At 70.2% G+C, this 26,082-nt stretch carries 23 protein-coding genes and 2 pseudogenes; 18 read left to right on the forward strand and 7 right to left on the reverse strand.

Going from position 1 to position 26,082, the window contains the following annotated elements; translation table 11 throughout:
* Positions 1 to 124: 124 nt before the first annotated feature.
* The 8 genes from ACIQMR_RS37155 (at position 125) to ACIQMR_RS37190 (ending at position 7,022) form a co-directional block, all read left to right on the forward strand.
* The gene (locus tag ACIQMR_RS37155; RefSeq protein WP_401397269.1) at positions 125 to 769 is read left to right on the forward strand and encodes an HAD family hydrolase; all 645 of its coding nucleotides are present in this window, start codon (positions 125 to 127) and stop codon (positions 767 to 769) included.
* Positions 770 to 812: 43 nt separating this feature from the next.
* On the forward strand, positions 813 to 2,054 hold the full coding sequence (locus tag ACIQMR_RS37160; RefSeq protein WP_401397272.1) for an MFS transporter: 1,242 nt from the start codon (positions 813 to 815) through the stop codon (positions 2,052 to 2,054).
* Positions 2,005 to 3,180: an acetoin utilization protein AcuC gene (locus tag ACIQMR_RS37165; protein WP_401397275.1), complete on the forward strand. Its 1,176-nt coding sequence runs from the start codon at positions 2,005 to 2,007 to the stop codon at positions 3,178 to 3,180. Before ACIQMR_RS37160 ends, ACIQMR_RS37165 begins: the two co-directional genes overlap by 50 nt.
* 117 nt (positions 3,181 to 3,297) lie before the next feature.
* On the forward strand, positions 3,298 to 4,113 hold the full coding sequence (locus tag ACIQMR_RS37170) for a phosphatase (protein WP_401397318.1): 816 nt from the start codon (positions 3,298 to 3,300) through the stop codon (positions 4,111 to 4,113).
* Positions 4,114 to 4,241: 128 nt separating this feature from the next.
* Complete coding sequence (locus ACIQMR_RS37175) at positions 4,242 to 4,451, forward strand: helix-turn-helix domain-containing protein (RefSeq protein WP_158687078.1); 210 nt, start codon at positions 4,242 to 4,244, stop codon at positions 4,449 to 4,451.
* A gap of 111 nt (positions 4,452 to 4,562) precedes the next feature.
* A complete protein-coding gene (locus tag ACIQMR_RS37180) occupies positions 4,563 to 4,661 on the forward strand; it encodes a 30S ribosomal protein bS22 (protein WP_003948845.1) in 99 nt (32 codons plus the stop codon).
* A gap of 189 nt (positions 4,662 to 4,850) precedes the next feature.
* Complete coding sequence (locus tag ACIQMR_RS37185) at positions 4,851 to 5,921, forward strand: NAD-dependent epimerase/dehydratase family protein (RefSeq protein WP_401397278.1); 1,071 nt, start codon at positions 4,851 to 4,853, stop codon at positions 5,919 to 5,921.
* Between the two features lie 15 nt (positions 5,922 to 5,936).
* Entirely contained in the window at positions 5,937 to 7,022 is a 1,086-nt protein-coding gene (locus tag ACIQMR_RS37190; RefSeq protein WP_358671011.1) for a lysophospholipid acyltransferase family protein, read from the forward strand.
* 102 nt (positions 7,023 to 7,124) lie between these two features.
* Here the strand turns inward: ACIQMR_RS37190 and ACIQMR_RS37195 are convergent, their stop codons facing one another.
* From ACIQMR_RS37195 to ACIQMR_RS37205, 3 genes are all read right to left on the reverse strand, one after another.
* Positions 7,125 to 8,339, reverse strand: coding sequence for a DUF5667 domain-containing protein (locus ACIQMR_RS37195; RefSeq protein ID WP_401397281.1), 1,215 nt, complete (start codon positions 8,337 to 8,339; stop codon positions 7,125 to 7,127).
* A gap of 289 nt (positions 8,340 to 8,628) precedes the next feature.
* The gene (locus ACIQMR_RS37200; RefSeq protein WP_266381244.1) at positions 8,629 to 9,474 is read right to left on the reverse strand and encodes an ECF subfamily RNA polymerase sigma factor, BldN family; all 846 of its coding nucleotides are present in this window, start codon (positions 9,472 to 9,474) and stop codon (positions 8,629 to 8,631) included.
* A 430-nt stretch (positions 9,475 to 9,904) separates the two neighbouring features.
* Positions 9,905 to 10,858, reverse strand: a complete 954-nt coding sequence (locus ACIQMR_RS37205; protein WP_266381245.1) for an HAD family phosphatase — start codon at positions 10,856 to 10,858, stop codon at positions 9,905 to 9,907.
* A 127-nt stretch (positions 10,859 to 10,985) separates the two neighbouring features.
* On the opposite strand from ACIQMR_RS37205, the gene ACIQMR_RS37210 reads away from it, so the two are divergent.
* The 6 genes from ACIQMR_RS37210 (at position 10,986) to hemB (ending at position 17,528) form a co-directional block, all read left to right on the forward strand.
* Positions 10,986 to 11,261, forward strand: coding sequence for a glutaredoxin family protein (locus ACIQMR_RS37210; protein WP_401397286.1), 276 nt, complete (start codon positions 10,986 to 10,988; stop codon positions 11,259 to 11,261).
* Positions 11,262 to 11,535: 274 nt separating this feature from the next.
* Positions 11,536 to 12,321, forward strand: coding sequence for a redox-sensing transcriptional repressor Rex (locus ACIQMR_RS37215; RefSeq protein WP_401397289.1), 786 nt, complete (start codon positions 11,536 to 11,538; stop codon positions 12,319 to 12,321).
* Positions 12,318 to 13,673, forward strand: a complete 1,356-nt coding sequence (locus tag ACIQMR_RS37220) for a glutamyl-tRNA reductase (RefSeq protein WP_401397292.1) — start codon at positions 12,318 to 12,320, stop codon at positions 13,671 to 13,673. Before ACIQMR_RS37215 ends, ACIQMR_RS37220 begins: the two co-directional genes overlap by 4 nt.
* Positions 13,670 to 14,650 (forward strand): hydroxymethylbilane synthase, encoded by a 981-nt coding sequence (gene hemC, locus ACIQMR_RS37225; RefSeq protein WP_401397294.1) that lies wholly within the window; start codon positions 13,670 to 13,672, stop codon positions 14,648 to 14,650. The genes ACIQMR_RS37220 and hemC overlap by 4 nt, the downstream gene beginning before the upstream one ends.
* Positions 14,647 to 16,305: a uroporphyrinogen-III synthase gene (locus tag ACIQMR_RS37230; protein ID WP_401397297.1), complete on the forward strand. Its 1,659-nt coding sequence runs from the start codon at positions 14,647 to 14,649 to the stop codon at positions 16,303 to 16,305. Before hemC ends, ACIQMR_RS37230 begins: the two co-directional genes overlap by 4 nt.
* Before the next feature lie 224 nt (positions 16,306 to 16,529).
* Positions 16,530 to 17,528 carry a porphobilinogen synthase gene (gene hemB, locus ACIQMR_RS37235; RefSeq protein ID WP_401397300.1) on the forward strand — a complete coding sequence of 333 codons (999 nt, stop codon included), beginning with the start codon at positions 16,530 to 16,532 and terminating at the stop codon, positions 17,526 to 17,528.
* 6 nt (positions 17,529 to 17,534) lie between these two features.
* Here hemB and ACIQMR_RS37240 read toward each other — a convergent pair whose 3' ends face one another.
* Positions 17,535 to 18,338 carry a DUF4253 domain-containing protein gene (locus tag ACIQMR_RS37240; RefSeq protein WP_401397303.1) on the reverse strand — a complete coding sequence of 268 codons (804 nt, stop codon included), beginning with the start codon at positions 18,336 to 18,338 and terminating at the stop codon, positions 17,535 to 17,537.
* Between the two features lie 93 nt (positions 18,339 to 18,431).
* Positions 18,432 to 19,181 (reverse strand): DUF4232 domain-containing protein, encoded by a 750-nt coding sequence (locus ACIQMR_RS37245; RefSeq protein WP_401397306.1) that lies wholly within the window; start codon positions 19,179 to 19,181, stop codon positions 18,432 to 18,434.
* A gap of 196 nt (positions 19,182 to 19,377) precedes the next feature.
* On the opposite strand from ACIQMR_RS37245, the pseudogene ACIQMR_RS37250 reads away from it, so the two are divergent.
* From ACIQMR_RS37250 to ACIQMR_RS37260, 3 genes and pseudogenes are all read left to right on the forward strand, one after another.
* Positions 19,378 to 19,566, forward strand: a pseudogene (locus ACIQMR_RS37250) (helix-turn-helix domain-containing protein); the annotation flags it as partial.
* 641 nt (positions 19,567 to 20,207) lie between these two features.
* On the forward strand, positions 20,208 to 20,819 hold the full coding sequence (locus ACIQMR_RS37255; RefSeq protein WP_401397321.1) for a hypothetical protein: 612 nt from the start codon (positions 20,208 to 20,210) through the stop codon (positions 20,817 to 20,819).
* A gap of 166 nt (positions 20,820 to 20,985) precedes the next feature.
* On the forward strand, positions 20,986 to 21,258 hold the full coding sequence (locus ACIQMR_RS37260) for a DUF1876 domain-containing protein (protein WP_401397309.1): 273 nt from the start codon (positions 20,986 to 20,988) through the stop codon (positions 21,256 to 21,258).
* A 77-nt stretch (positions 21,259 to 21,335) separates the two neighbouring features.
* Here the strand turns inward: ACIQMR_RS37260 and argS are convergent, their stop codons facing one another.
* The gene (gene argS / locus ACIQMR_RS37265) at positions 21,336 to 23,102 is read right to left on the reverse strand and encodes an arginine--tRNA ligase (RefSeq protein ID WP_401397312.1); all 1,767 of its coding nucleotides are present in this window, start codon (positions 23,100 to 23,102) and stop codon (positions 21,336 to 21,338) included.
* A 196-nt stretch (positions 23,103 to 23,298) separates the two neighbouring features.
* On the opposite strand from argS, the gene lysS reads away from it, so the two are divergent.
* A complete protein-coding gene (lysS, locus tag ACIQMR_RS37270; RefSeq protein WP_401397315.1) occupies positions 23,299 to 25,056 on the forward strand; it encodes a lysine--tRNA ligase in 1,758 nt (585 codons plus the stop codon).
* Between the two features lie 117 nt (positions 25,057 to 25,173).
* On the opposite strand, the pseudogene ACIQMR_RS37275 reads toward lysS, so the two are convergent.
* Positions 25,174 to 26,082, reverse strand: a pseudogene (locus ACIQMR_RS37275) (hypothetical protein); the annotation flags it as partial.

Here is a 26,082-nt window from a genome sequence, read left to right on the forward strand (position 1 = left end):
GCAGGGGGGACCCTGTGGGAGAGTAGGACACCGCCGAACAATCATTGAGCCTCAACCCCCGGACCCTGTCCGGGGGTTGAGGCATTTCTGCGTCCACTTGCAGTTCGTTTCCTAAGCTGTGCGCATGCGCTATGACCTGGTGATCTTCGACAACGACGGTGTGCTCGTCGACAGTGAGCCCATCTCCAACACCATCCTGGCCGGCTATCTGACCGAGTTGGGGCACCCCACCTCTTACGAGGATTCCCTGCGCGACTACATGGGGGCCGCCGTACACCGGGTGCACGACCTCGTGCTGGAGAGGACCGGGAGCCGCTTGCCGGCCGACTTCGACGAGACCCTGCATTCCCGCGTGTTCGCCGCCTTCGAGCGCGAGCTGGAAGCGGTGCAGGGGGCGGACGTCGTTCTGGGCAAGCTGGCTGCTGACGGGGTGGCCTACTGCGTGGCGTCATCAGGGAGCCACGAGCGGATCCGGGTCGGGCACCGGAAGACCGGGATGGACGCGTGGTTCCGGGACGAGAACATCTTCAGCGCGCAGGACGTGGGCCGGGGGAAGCCGGCACCGGACCTCTTCCTCCACGCCGCCGAGCACATGGGGGTGGCGCCGGAGCGGTGCGTCGTGGTCGAGGACAGCCCGCTCGGGGTCGCGGCGGCCAGGGCGGCCGGGATGGACGTGTACGGGTTCACCGCGATGACGGCGGCCCGGAAGCTCGCCGGCGCCAACGGGCACTTCGTGGACATGGGGGAGTTGCCGGGATTGCTCGCGTGATCCATCTACCCATGGGTAGATGAGCCGCTTACGCTGTGCGGCCATGACGGATGCGCGGTTGCGGCACGGTCGGGCCTCGTTGGCGCTGAGCTTCTTTGTCCAGGGCGTGACCTTTGCGCTGCTCGTGACCCGAATACCCGCGATTCAGGACCGGTACGGGATATCCGACGCGCTGCTGCCGCTGTTCCTGGCGGCCGTGCCGATCCTGGCCGGTGTCGGCAGCGTGGGCACCGAGAAGCTGGTCGCCCGGGTCCGGCCTGGTGTCGTTCTGCGGTGGTCGCAGCCGGTTGTGCTGCTCTCGCTGCTGGGTGTGGGGGCGGGCAGCGAGCTGTGGCATGTGGCCGTGGCGCTGGGGGCGTTCGGGCTGGCCGTCGGTGCCCTGGACGCCTCGATGAACATGCTCGGGGTGAGCCTGCAGCGCGCGTACGGGCGCAGCATCATGCTCGGCTTCCACGCCACGTACAGCCTCGGTGGGATCGTCGGTGCGTCGCTGGCCTGGGTCGGGGCGCACTGGGACCTGCCGCTTGTGGTGTCGTATCTGCCGGTGGTGGCCGTGCTGCTGCCGGCGGCGCTCGTCGGTAGCAGCTGGTACGTGGACGCGGGCGAGCGGCGGGGCCGTGACGCGGAGCGGGCACCGGTCGGTGGGGGAGCGGGCGTCTCGTTCAGGCTGCTGCTGCCGCTGTGCCTGGTGATGACGTTCGCGTACATCGGTGACTCGACGGTCTCCAATTGGAGCGCGAAGTACCTTCAGGACGTCCTGGGGAGCTCGGAGGAGCTGGCAACGGTCCCGTACAACGCGTACATGGTGACGACGTTGCTGGGGCGGACCGTGGGGGATCTCGGCGTACGGCGCTTCGGGGCGGTGGCGGTCGTGCGGTGCGGGACGGTACTGGCCGCGGGCGGGTTCGCGGTGGTCGCGGTGGCTCCCGGGCCGTGGCTGGGGCTCGTCGGGTTCACCTTGCTGGGGCTGGGTCTGTGTGTGATCGTCCCGCAGACCTTTGCGGCGGCGGGGCGGCAGGCCGTTGAGAGCGGCAATCCGGGGGCGAGCGATGTGGCCGTTGCACGTCTGAACATCTTCAACTATGTGGGGTTCTTGATCGGCTCGCCGTTGGTCGGAGCTTTGGGGGACACGTGGAACTACCGGGGAGCGATGCTCGTTCCGATGGTGTTGGTGCTTGTGACGCTGTTGTATGCCCGGTCGTTCGCGGCGGAGTCCGACCGATACGGTGGCGAGCATGAGCGGCCGCGCATTGTTGATGTGGGACGAAGCGGTAACGAAGTATGACTTCGGGGCCAGTCATCCGATGGATCCGGTTCGGCTGGCGCTGACCATGGGGTTGGTGCGGGCGTACGGACTGGACCGCGCTGTGGATGTGGTGTCGGCGAAGCCGGCCGGGGATTCGACGCTGCGACTGGTCCACCGTGAGGACTATGTGGCGGCGGTGCGAGCGGCTTCCGAGAACCCTCGGGCGGCGGACCAGTCGTACGGGCTGGGAACGATGGACGACCCGGCCTTCGCCGGTATGCACGAGGCGTCCGCGCTGATCGCCGGGCAGTCGGTCGGGGCCGCGGAAGCGGTGTGGCGGGGCGAAGCCGAGCACGCGGTGAACTTCGCGGGCGGGCTGCACCATGCGATGCCGGGGGCGGCCTCGGGATTCTGCATCTACAACGACGCGTCGTTGGCGATCGCGAGGCTGCTGGAGCTCGGTGCCGAGCGGGTCGCGTACGTGGATGTCGACGTGCATCACGGGGACGGGGTGCAGGCTGCTTTCTGGGACGACCCGAGGGTGCTGACGATTTCGCTGCACGAGCATCCGCGGATGCTCTTCCCTGGCACGGGATGGCCCGAGGAGACGGGCGGGCCGGGGCCCGCCGAGGGCTCGGCCGCGAATGTGGCGCTGCCGGCGGGCACCGGCGACGAGGGCTGGCTGCGCGCGTTCCACGCGGTCGTGCCGGAACTGCTGGCGGACTTCCGGCCACAGGTGCTGGTGACCCAGCACGGGGCGGACACGCACTTCGAGGATCCGCTGGCACATCTTGCGGTGTCGCTGGACGCTCAGCGGCTGGTGCAGGAGGCGTGTCACGAGCTCGTGCACGAGTGCGTCGAGGGCGGTCGGTGGGTCGCGCTCGGCGGTGGCGGATACGCGGTGGTCGATGTGGTGCCGAGGTCCTGGACGCATCTGGTCGGGATCGCGGGACATGCGCCGGTGGATCCCGAGTCGGTGATCCCGGCGTCGTGGCGGGACGAGGTGTACGCGCGGACGCGGCAGTTGGGGCCCGGGCGGATGACGGACGGGCGTACCCCCGGCTGGCGGTCCTGGGAGGACGGATACGACCCGGCGGACCGGCTGGACCAGGCGGTGCTGGCGACACGGCGTGCGGTGTTCCCGCTGCGCGGGATGCTGACGTAGCCCTCGGCCGACCGCTGTCTCCCACCGCGCCCGGAGCGTATCGCTCGTTACGCCGACTGTGCGGATTTGCCGGGGTTTTTGAGGTGCGGTCCCAGGCGCTGCGGGAGCATCGGCGGTGTGTTGAGCAGGGGAGCGTTGCGGGCGCATTTGTTGGCGGCGAGGCTGGCCGGTCCGGTGGCCACGTCGCGGGAGGAGAGTCTGCGGAGCTATCGGCTGTTCGCGGCCCGGGACCCGCGGGTCACGCTCGGGCTCGACCCCGAATGGGCCTGGGGCGAGCGGGATTTGATCGCGCTGATGGCCGACAAGTGCGGGGTCTCCGGTGACCCGGATCATGTTTCCGGCCAGGATGTGATCGATCCGGAACGCACCTTGAGCGGGCTCGACGCGTTCGCCGAACGGCTGGCGACGGTGGCCCGGCACAAGGGAGCGGTGCTGATCGGGACCGGGCATCCGCACCGGCTGCTCGGGTTCTACGCCGAGCTGGCAGACGCTCTGTCGGCAGCGGGCTGTCTCGTCCTCACACCCGCGCAGGGGCGATGTATCGACATAACGACCCGGTTCGGGCTACGCACGTACAACCTCGAGTACGTACGAGGAGTTGCGCTGGTGCGGGAACCCGGCGTACGGGAAACCGGGTGTGAGACCGGCGTACACACCCATTCACCCCTGCCGGTTCGGATCGCGCTGGAGGGGGTGGCCGAGGCGGGGAGCCCCGTGCCCGAGCTGGTGATCGGCGACCATGGCTGGGTCTGCGGCGCAGGTCAGCTCGGTTTCGACGCCATCGGTCTGGCGGATACGGACGATCCCGCGCTGTTCGTCGGCGAGGCCGAGGGCCGGGTGTCGGTCGCCGTTCCGCTTGATGACGCTGTGCGGTCCGATTACTACCGGCCGCTTACTCGCTATGTACTCAATCGAGCGTGTCTGTCACAGTAAACGGCCGATGGCTGCTCCTCTTCCCCACTCGCATCACCCGCCCCTAGTCTGGGGAGTGAGCGCACCGCGACGAAGAGTCACCGGAGGGGAAGCCGGTGTGCGTCGTGTGCGGAAGGTACAGGTGGGTCATGGCTGCTGGCGAGAGGCCTCTCAACGAGGTCAAGTTCCTGACCGTGGCGGAAGTCGCCTCGGTGATGCGCGTGTCGAAGATGACCGTGTACCGCTTGGTGCACAGCGGTCATCTGCCGGCGATCCGGGTGGGCAGGTCCTTCCGGGTCCCGGAGCAAGCGGTTCACGAGTACCTCCGCGAGTCCTTTGTGGGGGTCGAATCGGCCTGAGTCTCCCCTCGGATTACAAGCTCGGAGCTCGTGCCGGTAGGCTAGGCCGACGTAGGTCGTGTGGGCCCAGACAGCCCCGCACCGAGTGAAGAGAAGTGAGCGAGGGTAGTCGTGGGCTCTGTTATCAAGAAGCGGCGCAAGCGGATGGCGAAGAAGAAGCACCGCAAGCTGCTCAAGCGCACGCGTGTTCAGCGTCGCAACAAGAAGTAAGCGGCACCTGTCCGCAGTGCCGTGGCCCTTTCACCCGATGGTGAAAGGGCCACGGTGCGTTCTGGGCGTTGAACCGTCGATGTCGTGCGTTGGGACCAAAGAGCCGTGAAGAAGGCCCTGCGGTCATCACAGCGCAACATCAACCCGCTACGGTGACGCATAGCCAGGACCGAACGGAAGGCGCTGATCTTGGGCAAGGTCGTGCTCGTCACCGGTGTGGCCCGGCAGCTCGGGGGCCGCTTCGTACGCCGCATCCAGCGGGATCCCGAAGTGGACCGGGTGGTGGGCGTCGACGCGGTGACTCCCGAGCACCAACTCGGCGATGCCGATTTCGTGCGGGCCGACATCCGACAGCCCGCCATAGCCCGAGTACTGGCCGAGCACGCCGTCGACACCGTCGTCCACATGGACGTCACGGGCACGCCCCTCGGGGCCGGCGGCCGCACGTCGGTCAAGGAGACCAACGTCATCGGCACCATGCAACTGCTCGGGGCCTGTCAGAAGTCGCCGACCGTCCGGCGCCTGGTCGTCAAGTCCAGCACGAGTGTGTACGGCTCCGCGCCGCGGGACCCGGCCGTCTTCACCGAAACCACGCCGCCCAAGTCCCTGCCGAGCGGCGGCTTCGCCAAGGACGCGGTGGAGGTCGAGGGGTACGTACGCGGCTTCGCGCGCCGCAGGCCGGATGTGGCCGTGTGCGTGCTGCGCTTCGCGAACATCCTCGGACCGCGGGCCGACTCCCCGCTCGCCGACTACTTCTCGCTCCCCGTGATGCCGACCGTTCTCGGCTACGACCCCCGGCTTCAGTTCGTGCACGAGGACGACGTCATCGAGGTGCTGCGGATCGCCTCCCACGAGCCCCGCAGGGGAACGCTGAACAGCGGCACCTTCAATATCGCGGGCGACGGCGTCCTGCTGCTGTCGCAGTGCTCGCGCAGGCTCGGCCGCCCGACGGTGCCGGTGCTGCTGCCGGCCGTCACCTGGGTCGGTTCCGCGCTGCGCACGGTCGGCGTGACCGACTTCTCACCGGAGCAGATCCGGCTGCTCACCCACGGCCGGGTCGTCAGCACCGTCCAGATGCGCGAGACCCTCGGCTTCACCCCGGCCTACACGACCGCGGAGACCTTCGCCGACTTCGCGCGCAGCCGTGGACCCGGCCTGCTGCCGCCGGAGGCCCTTGCGAGGGCGGTCGACAGGGTAGCCGCCCTGCCGATGGCCGGTGGCGCCAAGGCCGCCGACAGCACCACTCAGAGCGCCGGATAAGGAGCGCAAGCAACGATGGCGGACGCCAAGGTCATTCCGTTCGACGACGACCGGTCGCGCAACGGCGCGCCGCAGCGCTCGGTGCGGCGCCGTACGGGGGCGGGCCGGCGGAAATCCGTGGCCGAGTCCGCGCGTGAGATCCCGGTCGGTTCCGTCCCCGGACAGCTGGGCGGGGAGCGGGCGGCGCCGGGCGATGCCGCCGCCGGTGACGCCACGGACCCGGTGACGGCGTCCGACGGGGCGTCGCCTGTGCCGGGCGCCGGCGGCTGGGACGAGCGCATCGCGGGCGGGCTGGCGTTCCTGCGGCGCCGGCTCACCGGTGACTACGACGTCGACGAGTTCGGCTACGACAAGGAACTCACCGACCAGGTCCTCATGTCGCTGCTGCGGCCGATGTACGCGAAGTACTTCCGCGTCGAGGTGAAGGGCATCGAGAACATCCCGTCGGAGGGCGGGGCGCTCGTCGTGGCCAACCACTCCGGGACCCTGCCGCTGGACGGGCTGATGATGCAGGTCGCCGTCCACGACAACCATCCCGCCGGGCGGCATCTGCGGCTGCTCGCCGCGGACCTGGTCTTCGTCCTGCCGGTGATAAACGAGCTGGCGCGGAAGGCCGGGCACACGCTGGCGTGCACGGAGGACGCGGAACGGCTCCTGCAGCAGGGTGAGGTCGTCGGCGTCATGCCGGAGGGCTTCAAGGGCATCGGTAAGCCCTTCAGCGAGCGCTACAAGCTGCAGCGCTTCGGGCGGGGCGGCTTCGTCTCGACGGCGCTTCGGGCGGGGACGCCGATCGTGCCCTGCTCGATCGTCGGGGCGGAGGAGATCTATCCGATGATCGGTAACGCGAAAACGCTGGCGCGGCTGCTGGGGTTCCCGTACTTCCCGATCACGCCGACGTTCCCCTGGCTCGGTCCGCTGGGGGCGGTGCCGCTGCCGACGAAGTGGACGATCCAGTTCGGTGAGCCGATTCCGACGGACGGCTATCCGCCGGAAGCGGCGGAGGACCCGATGCTGATGTTCAACCTGACGGACCAGGTGCGGGAGCAGATCCAGCACACGCTGTACAAGCTGCTGGTGCAGCGCAGGTCCGTCTTCTTCTGAGCCGGGGGGAGCCCCGGTTCGCAACCCCGGACCCCAGCACGAAGGGAGGGGGAGGGATACGCGGTGAGCGTATCCCTCCCCCTCCCTTCGCCTTTCAGCGGCCTACGGCATGTCCTCGGTGTCGATGCCCAGGCCCGGCAGCAGCCCGGGCAGCAGCGGCGGGATCGTCACATCCGGCACGGGATCGGCCGGATCCGGAAGTCCTCCGGACGGAGACGGGGACGTGCTGTTCTGCGGGGGGTCGAGCAGGCCCCCGGTGTTGCCACCGAGCAGCCCGTCGTCCTCCGTGGCGCCGGAGCCGGACGGCTGGGGCCGGTTGTTCCCGTCCGTCCCGCCCTCGGAGGGCATGGACGGCGACGGGTCGTACTTCCCCGAGGGACCTGAGGAGTCCTGCGGGGTCGATCCGGGCTGCTGAGACCCGCCGCGCTCGGTCTCGGGAGCGACGGGCAGCAGCGACCGGAGCGGTCCGACCTCCTGGTCTATGGCGTCGAAGACCGAACTCACCTCGTCGCGGACGTCGGTGAGCTGGGCGGGGAGACGATCCCGCAGCCCGTTCCACGTCTCGCGGTGGGAGGTGGAGAAGGAGGACAGCGTGGCGATGGGGGCGAGCGAGCCGTCCCGCTCGTACGCCTGGTGGAGCAGGCGGTGGCCCTCGGACGCGTCGTGGCGCATTCCGCTGAGGGCCCGTCTGACCTCGATCACCGACTCGTGGTCCAGCTCGCCGGCTCTACCGCGCTCCATGAGGCGGCGGGCTTCGCTCAGCCTGGTCGAGGCCTGGTCGAGATAGATCTCGCCGCGGTCCGCGTCGTCGTCGGCCATGCCCAGCTTGAGGTCCTCCATGCCCCGCTTGAGCCCGTACAGGGAATCACCGGGGAGGGCGTCCGAGCTGGCGGCGGCCACTCCTCCGAAGGCACCGGCCGCCACTCCGACGGTGAGTCCGCCGGCCGCGAGGCCCTTGGACCAGCGGGAGCGCGGACGCAGTTTCCGCAGTGGGGAGGCCCGGTGTGCGCCGCGGCGGGAGGCCCGCTGCTCCGGCACCGTGGGGCCTCTGGACGCACCGCTGTCCGCGGCGGTGCCTTCCAGGAGCATCGCTTCCATGGCGGCCACGAGCTGGGCTCGCTGCACCACCTTTACCTCGGGATCCAACTCCGGCTTCGGCGTTTCACCGAGGCCGTTCGCCAGGGCCAACAGCCGCCCTTGTCCGGCCGGTTCGGCCGGATCCTCGGGCTGCTCGGCCGCCGTACCCCGGAGCGTCTGATTCTCCAGGGCCTGGGCGAAGGCGTTCGCCCGCCGGTGCGCCGAAACGTTCGCGATCACTGGCGGCACCTCCTCTCGTCATGACGGTCGACTCCCCGGGGGGTCCGGAAGGTTGCACGCCTTGAGCACATCCACACAAAAGAGTGAGTGGCTGCGGGCATGGCGTGACCGCAGGGAGCCTGCATTCCGCACAACGAGCGGCTCGGCGATTGGGTTACGCGCGGAGGATGATCGGACCAGTGCGTCATCAAGGGCTCACGGATGGTGAGTTGAGGGTGGACGGGCCGGGGACTGGGCGCGTGGGGGAGGTGTGGGGGTGTGGGGGGCACGAATGGGACGGGACCGGTGGTCAGCGTGCGTCGTCGGGAAGGAGCCGGGCCAGTGTGCGCACGGCACGGTACTGCAGGGTCTTGATCGCGCCCTCGTTCTTCCCCATCACCCGTGCGGTCTCGGCGACCGAGAGGCCCTGGAGGAAGCGCAGGGTCACACACTCCTGCTGCTGTGGATTGAGTTTGCGGACCGCCTCCAGCAGCGAGGCGTTGGACAGCGATTCGAGAACCGAGTCCTCGGGGCTGCGCTCGACCTCGTTGGCGTCGAGCATCTCGCCGGTGGTCACTTCCAGTCGGAAGCGGCTCGACTTGAAATGGTCGGCGACCAGATTGCGGGCGATGGTGACCAGCCAGGCGCCGAAGTCGCGGCCCTGCCAGGTGAAGGTGGAGATGCGACGCAGGGCGCGCAGGAAGGTCTCGCTCGTGAGGTCCTCCGCCGTCGCCTTCCCGCCCACGCGGTAGTAGATGTAGCGGTAGACGGTGTCGCTGTACTGGTCGTAGAGCCTGCCGAAGGCTTCGGCCTCGCCGGCCTGGGCGCGCTCGACGAGCTCCATCATGCGTGCGCTGTCGCTGTCGGCGACGGGGCGGCGGGCGGTGGTCGAGGTGGCGGCGTGCCGTCCGCCCCGTCTGCCCGTCTCACGGCCGTCTCCCGGCCTCCCGCCGTCGACGACGCTGCTGCGCGCCGGCACCTTCTCGATGCCGTCGGTCAGGGCGTAACAAGGGCCGGCCGGGCCGAGAGCGGCAGGGCTCGGCACGGCGAAGGCGGGGCCGGCGTACGCGGTGGGGACGAAGCCGCGCAAGTGGTCGAGGACCGTTGCGCGGAGCGTAGCCAGGCCCGAGGCGTCAACCCCGACGTGTGGGTACACGGGACTCCCAGAGGCAGAGCTTCCATCACGTTCAGTACGGGGACGTTCACTCGTCGTGGCGACGGGTGGGGTCCCTAATGCGTCTGAGGAGAATAACGCTTCGTACAGGCAGTGCTACACCCAGTTGCTCAAATCATCGAATCCGTCGCTTCTGTTACGGCAATGCAGCGCATCCAGTCGCAGATTGTGATCGCTTGTTGATCGGATTACTTCGTCATCTGCTGCGGGGTGTGATGGGTTGTGCTCATGTGGGTGCATCCGGACTGGCGGGCGGCCCGGAGGGGTATGGGGCCCGGAATGCCGCGTGCCGGGTACGGCGCGCCGTAGCCGGAGCCGGAGTCGGAGTCGTCGCCCGGAGCCGGAGCATCGGGGCTTGGAGCGTCGGAGTCCGGCTGCCGGACTCCGACGGGCGCGCGCGACCGCCTGGGCGTCAGCGCCTGCGCCGGTGCAGCGCCACGGCCGCGGCCGTACCGCCCGCGATCGCCCCGACACCCGCGGCTGCCGGGATGCCGACCTTGGCGGCCTTGCGGCCGGTGCGGTAGTCGCGCAGCCGCCATTCCCGCTCGCGCGCGTGCTTGCGCAGCTTGGTGTCCGGGTTGATGGCGTACGGGTGCCCGACGAGGGAGAGCATCGGGATGTCGTTGTGCGAGTCGCTGTACGCCGCGCAGCGCGTCAGGTCGAGGTTCTCGGCGCCCGCCAGGGCCCGTACCGCCTCGGCCTTCGCCGGGCCGTGCAGCGGCTCGCCCACGAGCTTGCCGGTGTAGACGCCGTCGACGGACTCGGCGACCGTGCCGAGCGCGCCGGTCAGCCCGAGCCGGCGGGCGATGATCGTCGCGGTCTCGATGGGCGCGGCGGTGACGAGCCACACCTTCTGGCCCGCGTCGAGATGGGCCTGGGCGAGGGCGCGGGTGCCGGGCCAGATGCGGTCCGCCATGTACTCGTCGTAGATCTCCTCGCCGATCGACATCAGCTCGGAGACGCGGTGGCCCTTGACGATGGACAGCGCGGACTCGCGGACGTCCTGCATGTGTTCGGGGTCCTCGACCCCGGCGAGCCGGAACCACGTCTGCTGCCAGGCGAACCTCGCCAGCTCGCGGCGCTGGAAGAACTTCCGCTTGTACAGGCCACGCCCGAAGTGGAAGATCGCGGCGCCCTGCATGACGGTGTTGTCCAGGTCGAAGAAGGCTGCGGCGCTGACGTCCCCGACGACGGGGAAGACGGGCTCGGCCGGCGCGGCGCCCGCCGCGTCCGCCCGTGCCTGAGCGGAGTCCGCTTCGTACTGCTGCGAGGTCTTGCGCGCTGCCTCGGCGGCGGCCTCGCCTGCGAGGACGCTCCGTGCGGTGGCGGAGCGCCTACGGGGGGTGAGCCATCCCAGTGCGGCCATGTCGTGAGCATAGCCAGTCTGTTCGGTACTTCCTGACTCACCGGGATGCGAAGGCGTGAACTCTCCGGGGCCGGATTGTTAAACGGGCCGTTCGGGCGGATGCGGGGACGGGCGGAGAATGGGGGGCATGAGTCCTGTGCTGCGGCGTACGAAGAAGAAGGCCGACGAGCGTGTGGTGACCCTGATCGGGAAGCCCGGATGTCACCTCTGTGACGACGCGAGGTCCGTGGTCCAGGAGGTGTGCGCCGAGACGGGCGCGTCCTGGGAGGAGAAGGACATCACCCAGGACGAGGAGCTGCACCGGGCGTACTGGGAGCAGATCCCGGTGGTGCTGGTGGACGGGGAGCAGCACACGTTCTGGCGGGTGGACGCCGGCCGGCTCCGTCGCGAACTGGGGCAATGACCCGAAAGGCGGTTACCATCGTGGGCGTTTTGTTGGGGTCTCGGGGGCGTGGCCGTAAGGAGTGTGTACCGCTTTGCCCCCTTCGGGTTTTCAACGGACAGGAGCGGTCCGCGGTTCCGGAATCGCGCGATCTGCTCGCGTGACCCCGGTCACTTTGCACGGACAAAGCGGACACCATCTTTGTGCACGCGTTCACAAAGACATAGCCTGCATTCGACGGGGCGGTCCTGGGACGCATGGCCGCCTGCAGCCTCGCTCATCCCGCAGGAGCACCGTGGCAACTGGCCGAACCCACCGACCGGCGACTCGTAGCCGAGGAATCCCCGAGGCCACCGTCGCCCGGCTTCCGCTGTACCTCCGCGCGCTCACCGCGCTGTCGGAGCGCTCGGTGCCGACGGTCTCCTCCGAGGAGCTCGCGGCTGCCGCGGGAGTCAACTCCGCGAAGCTGCGCAAGGACTTCTCCTACCTCGGTTCCTACGGGACCCGTGGCGTCGGCTACGACGTGGAGTACCTCGTCTACCAGATCTCCCGTGAGCTCGGCCTCACCCAGGACTGGCCGGTCGTGATCGTCGGTATCGGTAACCTCGGCGCCGCACTCGCCAACTACGGCGGGTTCGCCTCCCGTGGCTTCCGGGTCGCCGCGCTGATCGACGCCGACCCCGCGATGGCCGGCAAGCCGGTCGCCGGGATCCCCGTCCAGCACACCGACGAGCTGGAGAAGATCATCTCGGACAACGGCGTGTCCATCGGGGTCATCGCGACCCCCGCGGGCGCCGCCCAGCAGGTGTGCGACCGGCTCGTCGCCGCCGGTGTCACCTCCATCCTGAACTTCGCGCCCACCGTCCTCTCGGTGCCGGACGGTGTGGACGTACGCAAGGTCGACCTCTCGATCGAGCTGCAGATCCTCGCCTTCCACGAGCAGCGCAAGGCGGGCGAGGAGACCGAGGCCGAGGCCGACGTCGAAACGGTCGTGCCGCCCGTCGCCACACGTGCACCCGCCACCGGGGCCGCAGGCCGGAAGGGACCCGACGGGGACGTGCCCGCCGTGATGCCGGCATGAGCCTCCTGGTCGTCGGACTCAGCCATCGCAGCTCGCCGGTGAGCGTGCTGGAGCGGGCCTCGCTGTCCGTGGACGCGCAGAACAAGCTGCTGCAGGACACGCTCGCCGCGGAGCCCGCGGCGGAAGCGGCCGTCCTCGCCACGTGCAACCGCATCGAGCTCTACGCCGACGTGGACAAGTTCCACGCCGGTGTCGCCGAGCTGTCCACGCTGCTGTCCCAGCACAGCGGGGTCGGCCTGGAGGAGCTCACCCCTTATCTCTATGTGCACTACGAGGACCGGGCCGTCCACCACCTGTTCTCGGTGGCCTGCGGGCTGGACTCGATGGTCGTCGGCGAGGGCCAGATCCTCGGCCAGATCAAGGACTCCCTCGCGCTCGGCCAGGAGCTGCACACGGCGGGCAGGCTGCTGAACGACCTGTTCCAGCAGTCGCTGCGGGTCGGCAAGCGCGCCCACAGCGAGACCGGGATCGACCGGGCCGGGCAGTCGCTCGTGACCTTCGGACTGGAGCAGCTCGCCGACGGCACGCCCACCGACGCATGGGCTTACGGCAAGCGGGCCCTCGTCATCGGCGCGGGGTCGATGTCCTCGCTCGCCGCCGCGACGCTGGCGCGGGCCGGGGTCGCCGAGGTCGTCATCGCCAACCGCACGCAGGAGCGTGCCGAGCGGCTGGTACAGATCCTCACCGAGCCCGGCGGTACGGGCGTGGCGGCCCGGGCCGTCGACATGGCCGCGGTGGGCACGGAGCTGACACGTGCCGATGTCGTCGTCTCGTGCACCGGGGCGACCGGCCTGGTGCTGAGGGCCGACGCGGTCGAGTCCGCGCTGAAGGACCGCGAGGAGCCGCTGGCGCTGCTCGACCTCGCCATGCCCCGGGACATCGACGCCGCGATCCACCGGCTCGACGGGGTCCGCCTCATCGACATCGAGTCGCTGGCCGAGGCGTCCGCGGACGCCCCGATGGCCGCCGACGTCGACCAGGTGCGCACCATCGTCGCCGACGAGGTCGCCGCCTTCGGTGCCGCCCAGCGCGCCGCGCACATCACCCCGACCGTGGTCGCCCTGCGCACCATGGCCGCCGATGTGGTGGCCGGTGAGGTGGCCCGGCTCGAGGGCCGGCTGCCCGACCTGGACGAGCGGCAGCGCGCCGAGATCGCCCAGACCGTGCGCCGTGTCGTCGACAAACTCCTGCACGCGCCGACCGTGCGCATCAAGCAGCTCGCCGCCGAGCCCGGCGGTGCCGGGTACGCGGACGCGCTGCGCACACTCTTCGACCTCGACCCGGAGACGGTCGCCTCCGTCAGCCGGGCCGACGTGAACGACGCCGACATCAAGAACCGAGGGCGAGTATGACCACCGAGAGGGCATGGGGGACCGAACGGCCCCTGCGGCTCGGAACCAGGCGCAGCAAGCTCGCCATGGCCCAGTCCGGGCAGGTGGCGGAGGCGGTACGGCAGTTGACGGGCCGTCCCGTCGAGCTCGTCGAGATCACCACGTACGGCGACACCTCCCGGGAGCACCTGGCGCAGATCGGCGGCACCGGTGTGTTCGTCACCGCGCTGCGCGACGCGCTGCTCGCGGACGAGGTCGACTTCGCGGTGCACTCGCTGAAGGACCTGCCGACCGCGCAGCCGGACGATCTGGTGCTGGCCGCGATCCCGAAGCGCGAGGACCCGCGTGACGTGCTGATCGCCCGGGACGGGCTGACGCTGGACCGGCTGCCGCACGGCGCCCGGATCGGCACCGGCTCGCCGCGCCGGACGGCGCAGCTCAACGCGTACGCCCGCTCGCACGGGCTGCGGATCGAGACCGTGCCGATCCGCGGGAACATCGACACCCGCATCGGTTTCGTACGGAACGGGGAACTGGACGCGGTGGTTCTCGCCGCGGCCGGCCTGAGCCGTATCGGACGGACCGACGAGGTGACCGACTTCCTGTCGGTCGACTCGGTCCTGCCCGCCCCCGGCCAGGGGGCCCTGGCGGTGGAGTGCACGGCGGCCGACGCCGAGCTCGCCGCCACGCTCGCCGAGCTCGACGACCCGTACACCCGGGCCGCCGTGACCGCCGAGCGGACCCTGCTCGCCGCCCTGGAGGCCGGCTGCAGCGCACCTGTGGGCGCGCTGGCCGACCTGCTGGCCGACGGACAGGTTGTTCATGAGATGCGCCTGCGGGGTGTCGTCGGTACGACCGACGGATCCACGCTGGTGCAGCTGTCCACCACCGGTCCCGTGCCCTCGTCCCAGGACGAAGCCGTGGCACTCGGACGCGAACTCGCGGCCGAGATGCTCGCCAAGGGTGCGGCCGGTCTTATGGGGGAGCGAGCACTTTGAGCCCCACCACCTCGAACGTTCCGGCCGGTCCCGTACACGGGCAGGTCACCTTCCTCGGCGCCGGTCCCGGTGACCCGGGTCTGCTGACGCTGCGTGCCGTGGAGGCGCTGGCGGGCGCGGACGTACTGATCGCCGAGCCGGATGTCCTCGACGTCGTCCGCGGGCATGCCCGCGCCGGTGTGAGCACGCCTGAGCTGACGGTGGTTGACGATGCGTCAACAACCGCCGGTGTCCCGGTGTTGAGGGACGCGGCCAATCTTGTCATGGAGGCCGCGAGGGGCGGCAAGCGGGTCGTCCGTGCGGTGAGCGGTGATCCCGGGCTCGACAGTGACACGGGCGCGGAGATGCTCGCCTGTGCCGCCGAGGGCATTCCCTTCGAGGTCGTGCCCGGTGTCGCGGCGGCCGTGGGCGTGCCCGCCTACGCCGGTGTGCCGCTGCGCGACGCGCAGGGTACGGACGTCAGGTTCATCGACGCCCGTACGGCGGACGCGCGATGCTGGACCGAGGTCGGCGCCTCGGACGGGACCCTCGTCGTGTCCACGACGCTCGACGCGGTGGCGTCGGCGGCCGGTGAGCTGGTGACCGCCGGGCGCAAGCCCGACACCCCGCTGACTGTGACGGTCGCCGGTACGACGACGCGGCAGCGGACGTGGAACGCGACGCTCGGCACCATCGCCCAGGTCTTCAAGCAGGGCAAGGTCCTGCCGTCGCCCGAGGGCCACCGGCCCGTCATAGCCGTGGTCGGTGAGCGCAGTTCCGCCGCACAGCGCGACCAGCTCGCGTGGTTCGAGTCCAAGCCGCTGTTCGGCTGGAAGGTCCTCGTACCGCGGACGAAGGAGCAGGCGGCCTCGCTCTCCGACCAGCTGCGCAGCTATGGGGCCGTGCCGCACGAGGTGCCGACGATCGCCGTCGAGCCGCCGCGGACGCCGCAGCAGATGGAGCGCGCGGTCAAGGGTCTGGTGACCGGCCGCTACGAGTGGATCGCCTTCACCTCGGTCAACGCCGTGAAGGCGGTGCGCGAGAAGTTCGAGGAGTACGGGCTCGACGCCCGCGCCTTCGCCGGGATCAAGGTCGCGGCGGTCGGCGAGCAGACGGCGCGCTCGCTGATCGAGTTCGGCGTCAAGCCGGACCTGGTGCCGAGCGGTGAGCAGTCGGCCGCCGGTCTGCTGGAGGACTGGCCGCCGTACGACCCCGTCTTCGACCCGATCGACCGGGTGTTCCTGCCGCGGGCCGACATCGCCACGGAGACGCTGGTGGCGGGTCTGATCGAGCTGGGCTGGGAGGTCGACGACGTCACGGCCTACCGGACCGTGCGGGCGTCGCCGCCGCCGGCGGAGACCCGGGAGGCGATCAAGGGCGGTGGCTTCGACGCCGTGCTCTTCACCTCGTCGTCGACGGTGCGGAACCTGGTGGGGATCGCCGGGAAGCCGCACAACGTGACGGTGATCGCGTGTATCGGCCCCGCGACCGCGAAGACGGCGGAGGAGCACGGGCTGCGGGTGGACGTCCTGTCGCCCGAGCCGTCGGTGCACAAGCTGGCCGCGGCGCTGGCGGACTTCGGGGCGCGGCGTCGGGAGGCGGCGCGTGAGGCCGGCGACCCGGTGACGCGACCGAGCGAGCGTCGGCCGGGGGCGCGAAGGCGTCGCACGACGTAGGTCTTGTGCGGGGGGCGTTGCCCCCCGCAGCTCCCGGTTCACCCCGCGGGGACGAGCGGGCCGGGTGTGCGGCTGCGGGGTGGGGGTTCCGCCCTCGTCCCCTCGTCGGCGTTCCTGCCGCCGGGCGGTCCGGGCCCCGGAGCACCGCCTCCCGCCCGGTGGGCCGGTTCCGGCCCGGCACGGTGTCGGTAAAAGCGCTCCGGGCACGGGCGTAGCGTGGGTCCATGACTGTGTACGGAGCCTTCCCCGGGTCGCGGCCGCGTCGGCTGCGGACCACTCCCGCGATGCGGCGCATGGTCGCCGAGACGCGGCTGGACCCCGCCGATCTGATCCTTCCCGCGTTCGTACGGGAGGGCGCGAGCGAGCCCGTGCCGATCTCGGCGATGCCCGGGGTCGTGCAGCACTCGCTGGACACGCTGCGCAAGGCCGCGGTGGACGCCCGGGAGGCCGGAGTCTCCGGGATCATGCTCTTCGGTGTGCCGGAGGACGCGAAGAAGGACGCGGCCGGGACGGCGGGCACCGACCCGGACGGGATCCTGCAGGTCGCCATCCGGGCCGTGAAGGCCGAGGTCGGCGACGAGCTGGTGATCATGTCCGATCTCTGTCTGGACGAGTACACCGACCACGGCCACTGCGGTGTGCTGGACGCGGACGGCCGCGTCGACAACGACGCCACGCTGGAGCGGTACGCCGAGATGGCGCAGGTCCAGGCCGACGCCGGCGTCCATGTGGTCGGCCCCAGCGGGATGATGGACGGCCAGGTCGGGGTCATCCGCGATGCCCTGGACACCATCGGCAAGGAGGACGTGGCCGTGCTCGCCTACACCGCCAAGTACTCCTCCGCCTTCTACGGCCCCTTCCGCGAGGCCGTCGCCTCCTCGCTGCAGGGTGACCGCAAGACGTACCAGCAGGACCCGGCGAACCTCCGCGAGTCCCTGCGCGAACTCGCCCTGGACCTGGAGGAGGGCGCCGACATGGTCATGGTCAAGCCCGCCGGTCCGTACCTCGATGTGCTGGCGAAGGTCGCGGATGCCGTGGACGTGCCCGTCGCGGCGTACCAGATCAGCGGCGAGTACGCGATGGTCGAGGCCGCGGCCGAGAAGGGCTGGATCGACCGCGACAAGGCCATCTTCGAGACGCTGACCGGGATTCGGCGCGCGGGCGCGCAGATGATCCTCACCTACTGGGCGACCGAGGTCGCCCAGAAGCTGGCCCGCCCGTAAGGCGGTTCAGTCCCACCAGAACGACCAGGCGGTCTGGTCCAGGACGGCCTTGGCCGCGTAGTCGGCGAGGGCGGAGCAGCTGCCCTGGGTGATGTTGTCCGGGCAGAACGCGAAGTGCTCGGCGGCGACGGCCTCGGCCTCGGCGAGTGTCGTGGGCGGGGACGCCACGGAGACCACCAGCTGGTCGAAGGTGAGCGCTACGACACGTATGCCGAAGCGGTCCTCCCACGAGCGCAGGACCGTGCAGAGGCGGGCCACGTCGTTCTCGTGGTTGAGCGGACCGGTCCAGCCCAGCGCCGCGGGTATGTCGGCGCTGCGGCGGGCCGGGACGAGCGCGAGCCGGGCCCGCGCGAGCCAGGAGTCCTGATCGGTCAGAAGGTCGACGACATCGGCCGCCACGTCGTCCGGGTCGCCCCCGGCAGCCGCGGCCGGGGCGAGGCCGGGGAACTCCTCGGCGGTGTCGAGTTCGTCCCCCGCGCACTCCTCCCAGAAGGCCGCAAGCACCTCCTCGGCGTCGTGATCGCCCGCGTACGACATCATCGCCGGGGACAACTCCCAGTCCTCGAGACGCCTTTCGTGGTCACTGCCGGAGCCTATGAGCACGGGGTGGAGACCGGCGGTCCTGCGGGCGGGCAGCAGGGCCGACCAGTCGCCGGGACGGGCCGGCTCGTCCGCGCACCAGAGCAGCGGCTCGTGCCAGGAGCCGTCCGACGTGGTGTCGATCAGTCGGCCGGCCGGCAGGTCGAGCCCCAGCGAGCGACCTGTCGGGTCGGTGGCCAGGGTCGGCAGGGGGTTGGGAAGCATCGCCATGATCTGAAAGATAGAGGCCGCCACTGACAACGGGCGGCCTCCACTTCGTTCTTGGTGAGCGATCAGTACGTGAGCCGTTCAGTACGTGAGCGGTCAGTACGTGAGCGCGTCGGCCATGTCGCTCTGCCAGTACGTCACCTTGGCGGTGTCGTCCTCGATGTAGGTGTCCGCGGGGAGCGCGAGCTCGGCGGGTGCTCCGGTCGATCCGGCCCCCTTGTGAGCGAAGGAGACGGTGAGGTGCTTCGCGATGCGGCCCGGGTTCGCGGCGGCGCCGGGCTCGCCGGTCAGGACGACCGCGGCGTAGGCGGACTCGCCCGGGGCCAGGGTGACGACGGCCTGCGGACGGCTGTCCTCGATGAACTGGGTTGGGGACTGCGCGTCGTCGAAGCGCAGGAACGGCGCGTTGTAGGCGGCGCAGGTGCGCGAGCCCGTGTTGGTGATGGTGAGCAGCAGGTGGTTGATGGGGCGCGAGACCTTGCTGACCACGGCCTTGGTGTTGTCGCCGGTGCAGGTCGCGAGGGACGTGCTGTCGCCGCCCGTGCCGCCGCTGGTGCCCTTGCCGGAGCTTCCGCCGGAGTTCTTGCCCGAGCCGCTTGCGGAGCCCTTGCCGCTGCCGCCGTCGGTGGTGGAGCCGTTGCCACCGGTGCCTGTGCCCGTGCCCGAGGACGGCGTGGCCGCCGGGGCCTTCGACGCGGTGGCGTTCGCCTTGCCGCCGTCGGCCGGGGCGGCCGCGTTGGACTTGTCGTCGCTCTGGCAGGCGGTGAGGGACAGCCCCGCAAGAAGCGCGGCGGTCGCGACGGCGGCGGTGCGGTTGCGGATGGTGCGGTTACGGATGGTGCGCATGGTGGATCGACTCCCCGTTGTGGTGGTGATGCGGATTCGCTGATCGGCACGGCGACCGCGAGAGCGTCGCCGGTCGCCGCGTCGTGCTGAACACACCTTGTGGGGCTGGCCGCTCGTGGGACAACGGACCAGGGACAATGGGGGAAGCTGGAACGCCGACAGGGGGGTTGACCAGGTGAAACACCCTCCCCCTGGAATGCGTTCCTGGGACGGCGAACGACAGGGGAGGGGTTGGGTGGCGACGGGGACGGAAGGCTTCGCCGGGCTGCTGAGCGCGCTGAAGGAACGCTCCGGGCGCAGCTACGGGGCTCTCGCCAGACAGCTGCACATGAGTACGTCCACGGTGCACCGCTACTGCAACGGCGACGCCGTACCGACGGATTACGCACCTGTGGAGCGGTTCGCACGGCTGTGCGGGGCGAGCCGGGACGAGCTGGTGGAACTGCACCGGCAGTGGATCCTGGCGGACGAGGCCCGCAGACGCGGCCGTGCCGGGGAGGCCGAGCCCTCCGGCGAGCCTTCGGCCGAGTCGTCCGGTGAGTCGTCCGGTGAGCCATCCGTGGAGCAGGCGGGTGAGGCGTCTGTCGAGGCACCCGCTGACGTGGCTTCCGCTCCGGCTCCGTGCCCGGCTCCGTGCCCGGCTCCGGGTTCGACTCCGGCTCCGGGTCCGGTCCCGGAGGACGTGGCAGCCGAGCCCGTGATCGTCGGTCCCGCCGAGGCCTCGCGCAAGCGTCGCCTTCGCATCGCCGTTGCCACAACTGCCGTTGTCGCTCTCGCCGTTCCGGCCGCCTTTGCCGTGAGCCAGTTCGGGGGCGAAGGCGCCCGTACGGACGCGCACGGGAAGGGGCGGCCCGGTGCGGGGGCGCCTCGACCGGGGGCTCCGTATCCCCGTCGGCCGCGGCCTCGGGCTCTGCTTCCGCATCACCGAACGGCAGCGCGTCGCCCGGCGGGAAGGGAGAAGGCGCCTCCCCGTCCGATCCGCCCGCCGAGGGCGGGACGCAGCCGCCTGCCGGGCAGGGCGGCAGTGTGGCGCCGAGTGTGGGCATCAGCTCGTACAACTGGGAGGAGCCGTGCGGCGAGTTCTACCTCCTGGACCAGCCGCCGGAGCAGGTCCCTCCGCCGCCCGCCCCGCAGGACACCCGGCGCTGGGCGCGCGCCCTGGGCGGCGTCAGCGCCGGTGACATGGCGCTCCAGCTGACCGTCACGGGCAACACGGACGAAGCAGTCGTCATCACCGACCTGAACGTACGCGTGGTGGGGCGAAAGGCCGCATTGCCCTGGCAGGTGTACTCCATGGGTGAAGGCTGCGGCAGCGGGATCACTCCGCAGACCTTCGACATCGACCTGGACCATGCCCGGCCGCTGGCCGAGCCCATCGCGGGGCAGGACGGCGACACCGTCGTGCCGGCCAAGGACTTCCCGTACAAGGTCTCCACCCGCGACCCGCAGGTACTGAACCTCAACGTCCATACCGAAGGGCACGAAGCCACCTGGTATCTGGAGCTGGAGTGGAGCAGCGGCGACCGGCACGGAACCGTACGGGTCGACGACGGCGGAAAGCCGTTCCGTACGAGTGCCTTGGAGGGCCGGAAGAGCTATTCCTACTGGCCGGACAAGGACGAGTGGGTCGCCGAGTGACCGCCGGCGAAGGCGGCGAACGAGGGGGCCGGTCCTGGCGGGGGAGCGGTTCCGGACGGTGATGCGGTGGCCTGCCTCGGTCCCGTCAGGTACTCACCTGTGGTGAGGTGGTGATCAGTGGCGGCCCGGCGCACCCTGAAAGGGGTACCGCTGGAGGTGATCCGTCATGCAGACGCTCGTCGGATGGCACGTCGAGATGGAGTTTCTCGAGGAAGGCGACAAGACCAAGGCGGCCGCGATGCTCCGGCTCGGCGACGGCACGGAAGTACGCGGCCACGGCCACGCCAGCCGTCATCCGTCCGATCCGGGACAGCTGCGGGTCGGCGAGGAGATCGCAGGCGCACGGGCGCTCATGGACGTCGCGCAGACACTGCTCAACAAGGCCCACGACGAGATCGAGGAGACCACGGGAAGACCCGCGCACCCGCTGACGCGGTGACGCGGTGACGCGGTGACGCGAACGACGAAGGCGGCCCGGGCGAGCGAACATCGCCGGGCCGCCTTCGTCGTCGTGCGTCAGAGGCGCTCGGGGGTACGGATGCCGAGGAGCGCCATGCCCTGGTGGAGCGTGCGGGCGGTCAGGTCGACGAGGAAGAGGCGGTTCTCGAAGACCTCCACCGTGTTGTCCTCGCTGATGACCTGGCACTGGTCGTAGAACGTCGTGAGGTGGGACGCCAGCTGGTACAGGTACGCGGCCAGCTTGTGCGGCTCGTGCGACGCGGCGACCTCGGTCAGGACCTCGCCGAACTGGTCCAGGTGCAGTCCGAGCGCCCGCTCGGCCGGGGCCAGCGCGAGCTCCGGATGGGCGGCCGGCCTGGCGTCGCCCGCCTTGCGGAGGATCGACTGGATACGGGCGTACGCGTACTGGAGGTACACCGAGGTGTCGCCGTTGAGCGACACCATCTGGTCCAGGTCGAACTTGTAGTCCCGGACGGCCGACGTGGACAGGTCCGCGTACTTCACGGCGCCGATGCCGACATACCGGCCGTTCTCGACGATCTCCTGCTCGGTGAGGCCCACCTTCGCGGCCTTCTCGCGCACGACCGCCGTCGCCCGGTCGACCGCCTCGTCCAGCAGGTCCTCCAGGCGCACCGTCTCGCCCTCACGGGTCTTGAACGGCTTGCCGTCCTTGCCGAGGACCGTGCCGAAGGCGAGCTGGGCGGCCTTGACGTCGTCGTTCAGCCAGCCGATGCGGCGGGCGGTCTCGAAGACCATCTTGAAGTGGAGCGACTGGCGGGCATCCACCACGTACAGCAGCGTGGTCGCGCCGAGGTTCTGCACGCGGTCGCGGATCGCGGAGAGGTCCGTCGCCGCGTAGCCGAAACCGCCGTCGGACTTCTGGACGATCAGCGGGACCGGGTTGCCGTCCGGGCCCTTGACGTCGTCGAAGAAGACGCACAGCGCGCCGTTGGAGCGGACGGCGACGCCCGACTCCTCCAGCAGCCGGCAGGTCTCGACCAGCATGTCGTTGTAGCCCGACTCGCCGACGATGTCCGGGTCGTCGATCTCCATGTCGAGCTTCTCGAAGACCGAGTAGAAGTAGATCTTCGACTCGTCGACGAACCGCTGCCAGAGCGCGAGGGTCTCCTTGTCGCCCGACTGCAGGTCCACGACCCGACGGCGGGCCCGGTCCTTGAACTCCGGGTCGGAGTCGAAGATCGCGCGCGAGGCCTTGTACAGCCTGTTGAGGTTGGACATGGCCTCCTCGCCGGAGGCGGAGTCGGCCTTGTGGTCCAGCTCGTGCGGGTGCTCGATCAGATACTGGATGAGCATGCCGAACTGGGTGCCCCAGTCGCCGATGTGGTGGCGCCTGACCACCTTCTCGCCCGTGAACTCCAGGATCTCGACCATGGCCGCGCCGATCACCGCGGACCGCAGATGGCCGACGTGCATCTCCTTCGCCACATTCGGCTGGGCGTAGTCGATCACGGTCGTGCCGGGCTTCTCCGCGTGCGGTACGCCCAGGCGGGCGTCCGCGGCGCGGGCGGCGAGGGTCCTCACGATCGCCTCGTCGGTGATCGTGATGTTGAGGAAGCCGGGGCCTGAGACCTCGATGTCCCCCAGGAGATCATCGGCCCCGAGCGCCTCGACGACCTTGGTCGCCAGCTCGCGCGGGTTGCCCTTCAGCTGCTTGGCGAGGGCCAGGATGCCGTTGGCCTGGAAGTCGGCCCGGTCGCTACGTCGCAGCATGGGGTCGGCGGAGCCGGCCTCCGGCAGGGCTGCCGAGAGGGCGTCCGCGAGGCGCTGCTGCACGTTCGAAGCGAGGGAAGGGACCGAGGCCATGAGCTTCCGTTCCTGTCAGTGGGTGGTCGGTGCTGATTCGGTAGTCAAGTGTCCCACGGGGGAGCAACCCGTTTCTCCGGGCAACGGTGGGCTGTGGACAACCATCCGGTCCGTGGCTGTGGACAACCACAGGGCTCGCTGTTCCGTCTGGGAGAATGGCTGACGCCGGCTTCGACAGACTCAAGTATTCAAGGACGTGCCGATCGTGGCTCAGAGCAGCACCGAGACCGACTGGGTCTCCCGTTTCGCGGACGATGTCATCGCCGAGTCGGAGCGGCGTGCACCCGGGAAACCGGTCGTGGTTGCCTCTGGCCTGTCGCCGTCGGGCCCCATCCACCTGGGCAATCTGCGTGAGGTCATGACCCCGCACCTGGTCGCGGACGAGATCCGCCGCCGGGGGTACGAGGTCCGCCATCTGATCTCCTGGGACGACTACGACCGCTACCGCAAGGTGCCGGCCGGGGTGCCGGGCGTCGACGGCTCCTGGGGCGAGCACATCGGCAAGCCGCTGACGTCGGTCCCCGCGCCCGCCGGCTCCTCGTACGCGAACTGGGCGGAGCACTTCAAGGCCGCGATGGTCGAGGCGCTCGCCGAGCTCGGTGTCGAGTACGACGGGATCAGCCAGACCGAGCAGTACACCTCGGGTGTCTACCGCGAGCAGATCCTGCACGCGATGAAGCACCGCGCGGACATCGACGGCATCCTCGACCAGTACCGGACGAAGGCCAAGGACGGTCAGCAGAAGCAGCAGAAGCAGCAGCAGAAGCAGCAGAAGCCGGTCGACGCGGCCGAGCTGGAGGCCGAGGAGGGCTCCGGCGCGGCGAGCGAGGACGACGGCAGCGGCGGCTCCGGCGGCTACTTCCCGTACAAGCCCTACTGCGGCAACTGCGAGAAGGACCTGACGGCCGTCACGGAGTACATCGACGCGACGACCGAGCTGACGTACTCCTGCACGGCGTGCGGCTTCTCCGAGACGGTCCGGCTCAGCGAGTTCAACCGCGGCAAGCTCGTCTGGAAGGTCGACTGGCCGATGCGCTGGGCCTTCGAGGGCGTGATCTTCGAGCCGAGCGGCGTCGACCACTCGTCGCCCGGGTCGTCGTTCGTCGTGGGCGGCCAGATCGTCCGCGAGATCTTCGACGGAGTGCAGCCGATCGGCCCGATGTACGCGTTCGTGGGCATCTCCGGCATGGCCAAGATGTCGTCGTCGCGCGGTGGCGTGCCGACGCCGGCGGACGCGCTGAAGATCATGGAGGCCCCGCTGCTGCGCTGGCTGTACGCGCGCCGCAGGCCCAACCAGTCCTTCAAGATCGCCTTCGACCAGGAGATCCAGCGGCTCTACGACGAGTGGGACAAGCTGGAGTCCAAGGTCGCGGACGGTTCCGTGCTGCCGGCCGACGCCGCCGCCCACTCCCGCGCGGTGCGCACCGCCGCCGGCGAGCTGTCGCGTACGCCCCGCCCGCTGCCGTACCGGACGCTCGCGTCGGTCGTCGACATCACCGCCGGCCACGACGAGCAGACTCTGCGCATCCTGAGCGAGCTGGACCCGGCGAACCCGCTGTCCTCGCTGGACGAGGCGCGGCCCCGCCTCGACCGCGCGGAGAACTGGATCACGACCCAGGTCCCGGCCGACGCCCGGACGATCGTGCGCTCCGAACCCGACACCGAGCTGCTCGGCTCGCTCGACGCCGAGGCGCGCGAATCGCTGCGCCTGCTGCTCGACGGCCTGGACTCGCACTGGTCGCTGGACGGGCTCACCACGCTCGTCTACGGAGTGCCGAAGGTGATGGCGGGCCTGGAGCCGGACGCCAAGCCGACGCCCGAGCTGAAGACCGCCCAGCGCTCCTTCTTCGCGCTGCTGTACCGCCTGCTGGTCAGCCGGGAGACGGGGCCGCGGCTGCCGACCCTGCTGCTGGCGGTCGGGGCGGACCGGGTGCGGAAGCTGCTCGCTGTCTGATCGCGGCCGCACGACGGCCGAAGGGCTCCCACCCTCTCGGGGTGGGAGCCCTTCGCCGTGTTCGCTGCGGCCCTACGCGATGTGGCCCTATGCGCTGCGGCCCTATGCGATGTGGCCCTACGCGATGTGGTCCTCTTCCAGCTCCGCGGTGTGGCGGTTGGTGAAGCGGTTGACCATGCGCTTCGACTCCTCGGCGGGGAGGGTGACGCGGAACTCGGCCTCCACGTTGTCGATGAACTCGCGTGGCGTCGGGTAGCTGCCGTTTATCGACTTCTTGAAGACCTGGTAGTACGACTCCTCGTCCGGGGCGGCGGGTTCGGGGGTGCCGCCGCCCTCGCCCATTTCCCGGGTGCGGCCGGGGCCGGCGGGGATGGGGAAGCTGCCGGTCTCCTCCGAGGAGGACTCCCCGTTCCAGGGCTCGGACTCCTCGAACTGCCGCTGGTACTGCTCGGCCTGGTACTGCTCGGCCTGGTACTGCTCCACCTGCTGGTACTGCTCGGCGGCGTACTGCTCCACCTGCTGGTACTGCTGAGGGCCCTGCTCCTCGTGCCACGGCCCGTACTGCTGTTCCTCGGGTTCGTACGAGGGGTCGTAGCCGCCCTGGTACGGGACCTCTTGAGGGTTCCGAGCGTGGAGCCAGGGGCTTTCGTCGACGGAGGGTTCCTGCTCGGCGTAGCCCGGTTCCTGGTGCTCGGCGTGTTCCGGCTGCTGGGTGGAGGGGCTCTCCAGCTGGGGGCGCTGCTCGCCGGCAGGTGCCGCCTTCTGCGGAACGGGCGTCGCGCGGACGGCGTGACTTTCCGCGATGACGTCCGCCTGGGGGTCCGGGGGCAGCACCGCCGGCTCGATCCCGGCGGCCGCCAGCCCCGCCGGGGCCGTCTCCGCCAGCGGAACGCCGTATCTCGCCAGGCGCAGCGGCATCAGCGCCTCGACCGGCGCCTTGCGGCGCCACGCGCGCCCGTAGCGGGCCTGGAGGCGGGCCTGGTAGATCAGCCGGTCCTGCTCCAGCTTGATGACCTGCTCGTAACT

The sequence above is a fragment of the Streptomyces sp. NPDC091376 genome, from assembly GCF_044757085.1.
Classification (GTDB): domain Bacteria; phylum Actinomycetota; class Actinomycetes; order Streptomycetales; family Streptomycetaceae; genus Streptomyces; species Streptomyces pratisoli.

Bases quoted from the DNA above. Each gene is read 5' to 3' on its own strand.
- ACIQMR_RS37205 (WP_266381245.1), bottom strand. From the start codon at position 10,858: ATGGCCGCACTGGGATGGCTCACCCCCCGTAGGCGCTCCGCCACCGCA.
- ACIQMR_RS37160 (WP_401397272.1), top strand. From the start codon at position 813: ATGACGGATGCGCGGTTGCGGCACGGTCGGGCCTCGTTGGCGCTGAGC.
- ACIQMR_RS37175 (WP_158687078.1), top strand. From the start codon at position 4,242: ATGGCTGCTGGCGAGAGGCCTCTCAACGAGGTCAAGTTCCTGACCGTG.
- hemB (WP_401397300.1), top strand. From the start codon at position 16,530: ATGACTGTGTACGGAGCCTTCCCCGGGTCGCGGCCGCGTCGGCTGCGG.
- ACIQMR_RS37155 (WP_401397269.1), top strand. From the start codon at position 125: ATGCGCTATGACCTGGTGATCTTCGACAACGACGGTGTGCTCGTCGAC.
- ACIQMR_RS37260 (WP_401397309.1), top strand. From the start codon at position 20,986: ATGCAGACGCTCGTCGGATGGCACGTCGAGATGGAGTTTCTCGAGGAA.
- hemC (WP_401397294.1), top strand. From the start codon at position 13,670: ATGACCACCGAGAGGGCATGGGGGACCGAACGGCCCCTGCGGCTCGGA.
- ACIQMR_RS37190 (WP_358671011.1), top strand. From the start codon at position 5,937: ATGGCGGACGCCAAGGTCATTCCGTTCGACGACGACCGGTCGCGCAAC.
- ACIQMR_RS37165 (WP_401397275.1), top strand. From the start codon at position 2,005: ATGAGCGGCCGCGCATTGTTGATGTGGGACGAAGCGGTAACGAAGTAT.
- ACIQMR_RS37245 (WP_401397306.1), bottom strand. From the start codon at position 19,181: ATGCGCACCATCCGTAACCGCACCATCCGCAACCGCACCGCCGCCGTC.
- ACIQMR_RS37220 (WP_401397292.1), top strand. From the start codon at position 12,318: ATGAGCCTCCTGGTCGTCGGACTCAGCCATCGCAGCTCGCCGGTGAGC.
- ACIQMR_RS37210 (WP_401397286.1), top strand. From the start codon at position 10,986: ATGAGTCCTGTGCTGCGGCGTACGAAGAAGAAGGCCGACGAGCGTGTG.
- argS (WP_401397312.1), bottom strand. From the start codon at position 23,102: ATGGCCTCGGTCCCTTCCCTCGCTTCGAACGTGCAGCAGCGCCTCGCG.
- ACIQMR_RS37240 (WP_401397303.1), bottom strand. From the start codon at position 18,338: ATGGCGATGCTTCCCAACCCCCTGCCGACCCTGGCCACCGACCCGACA.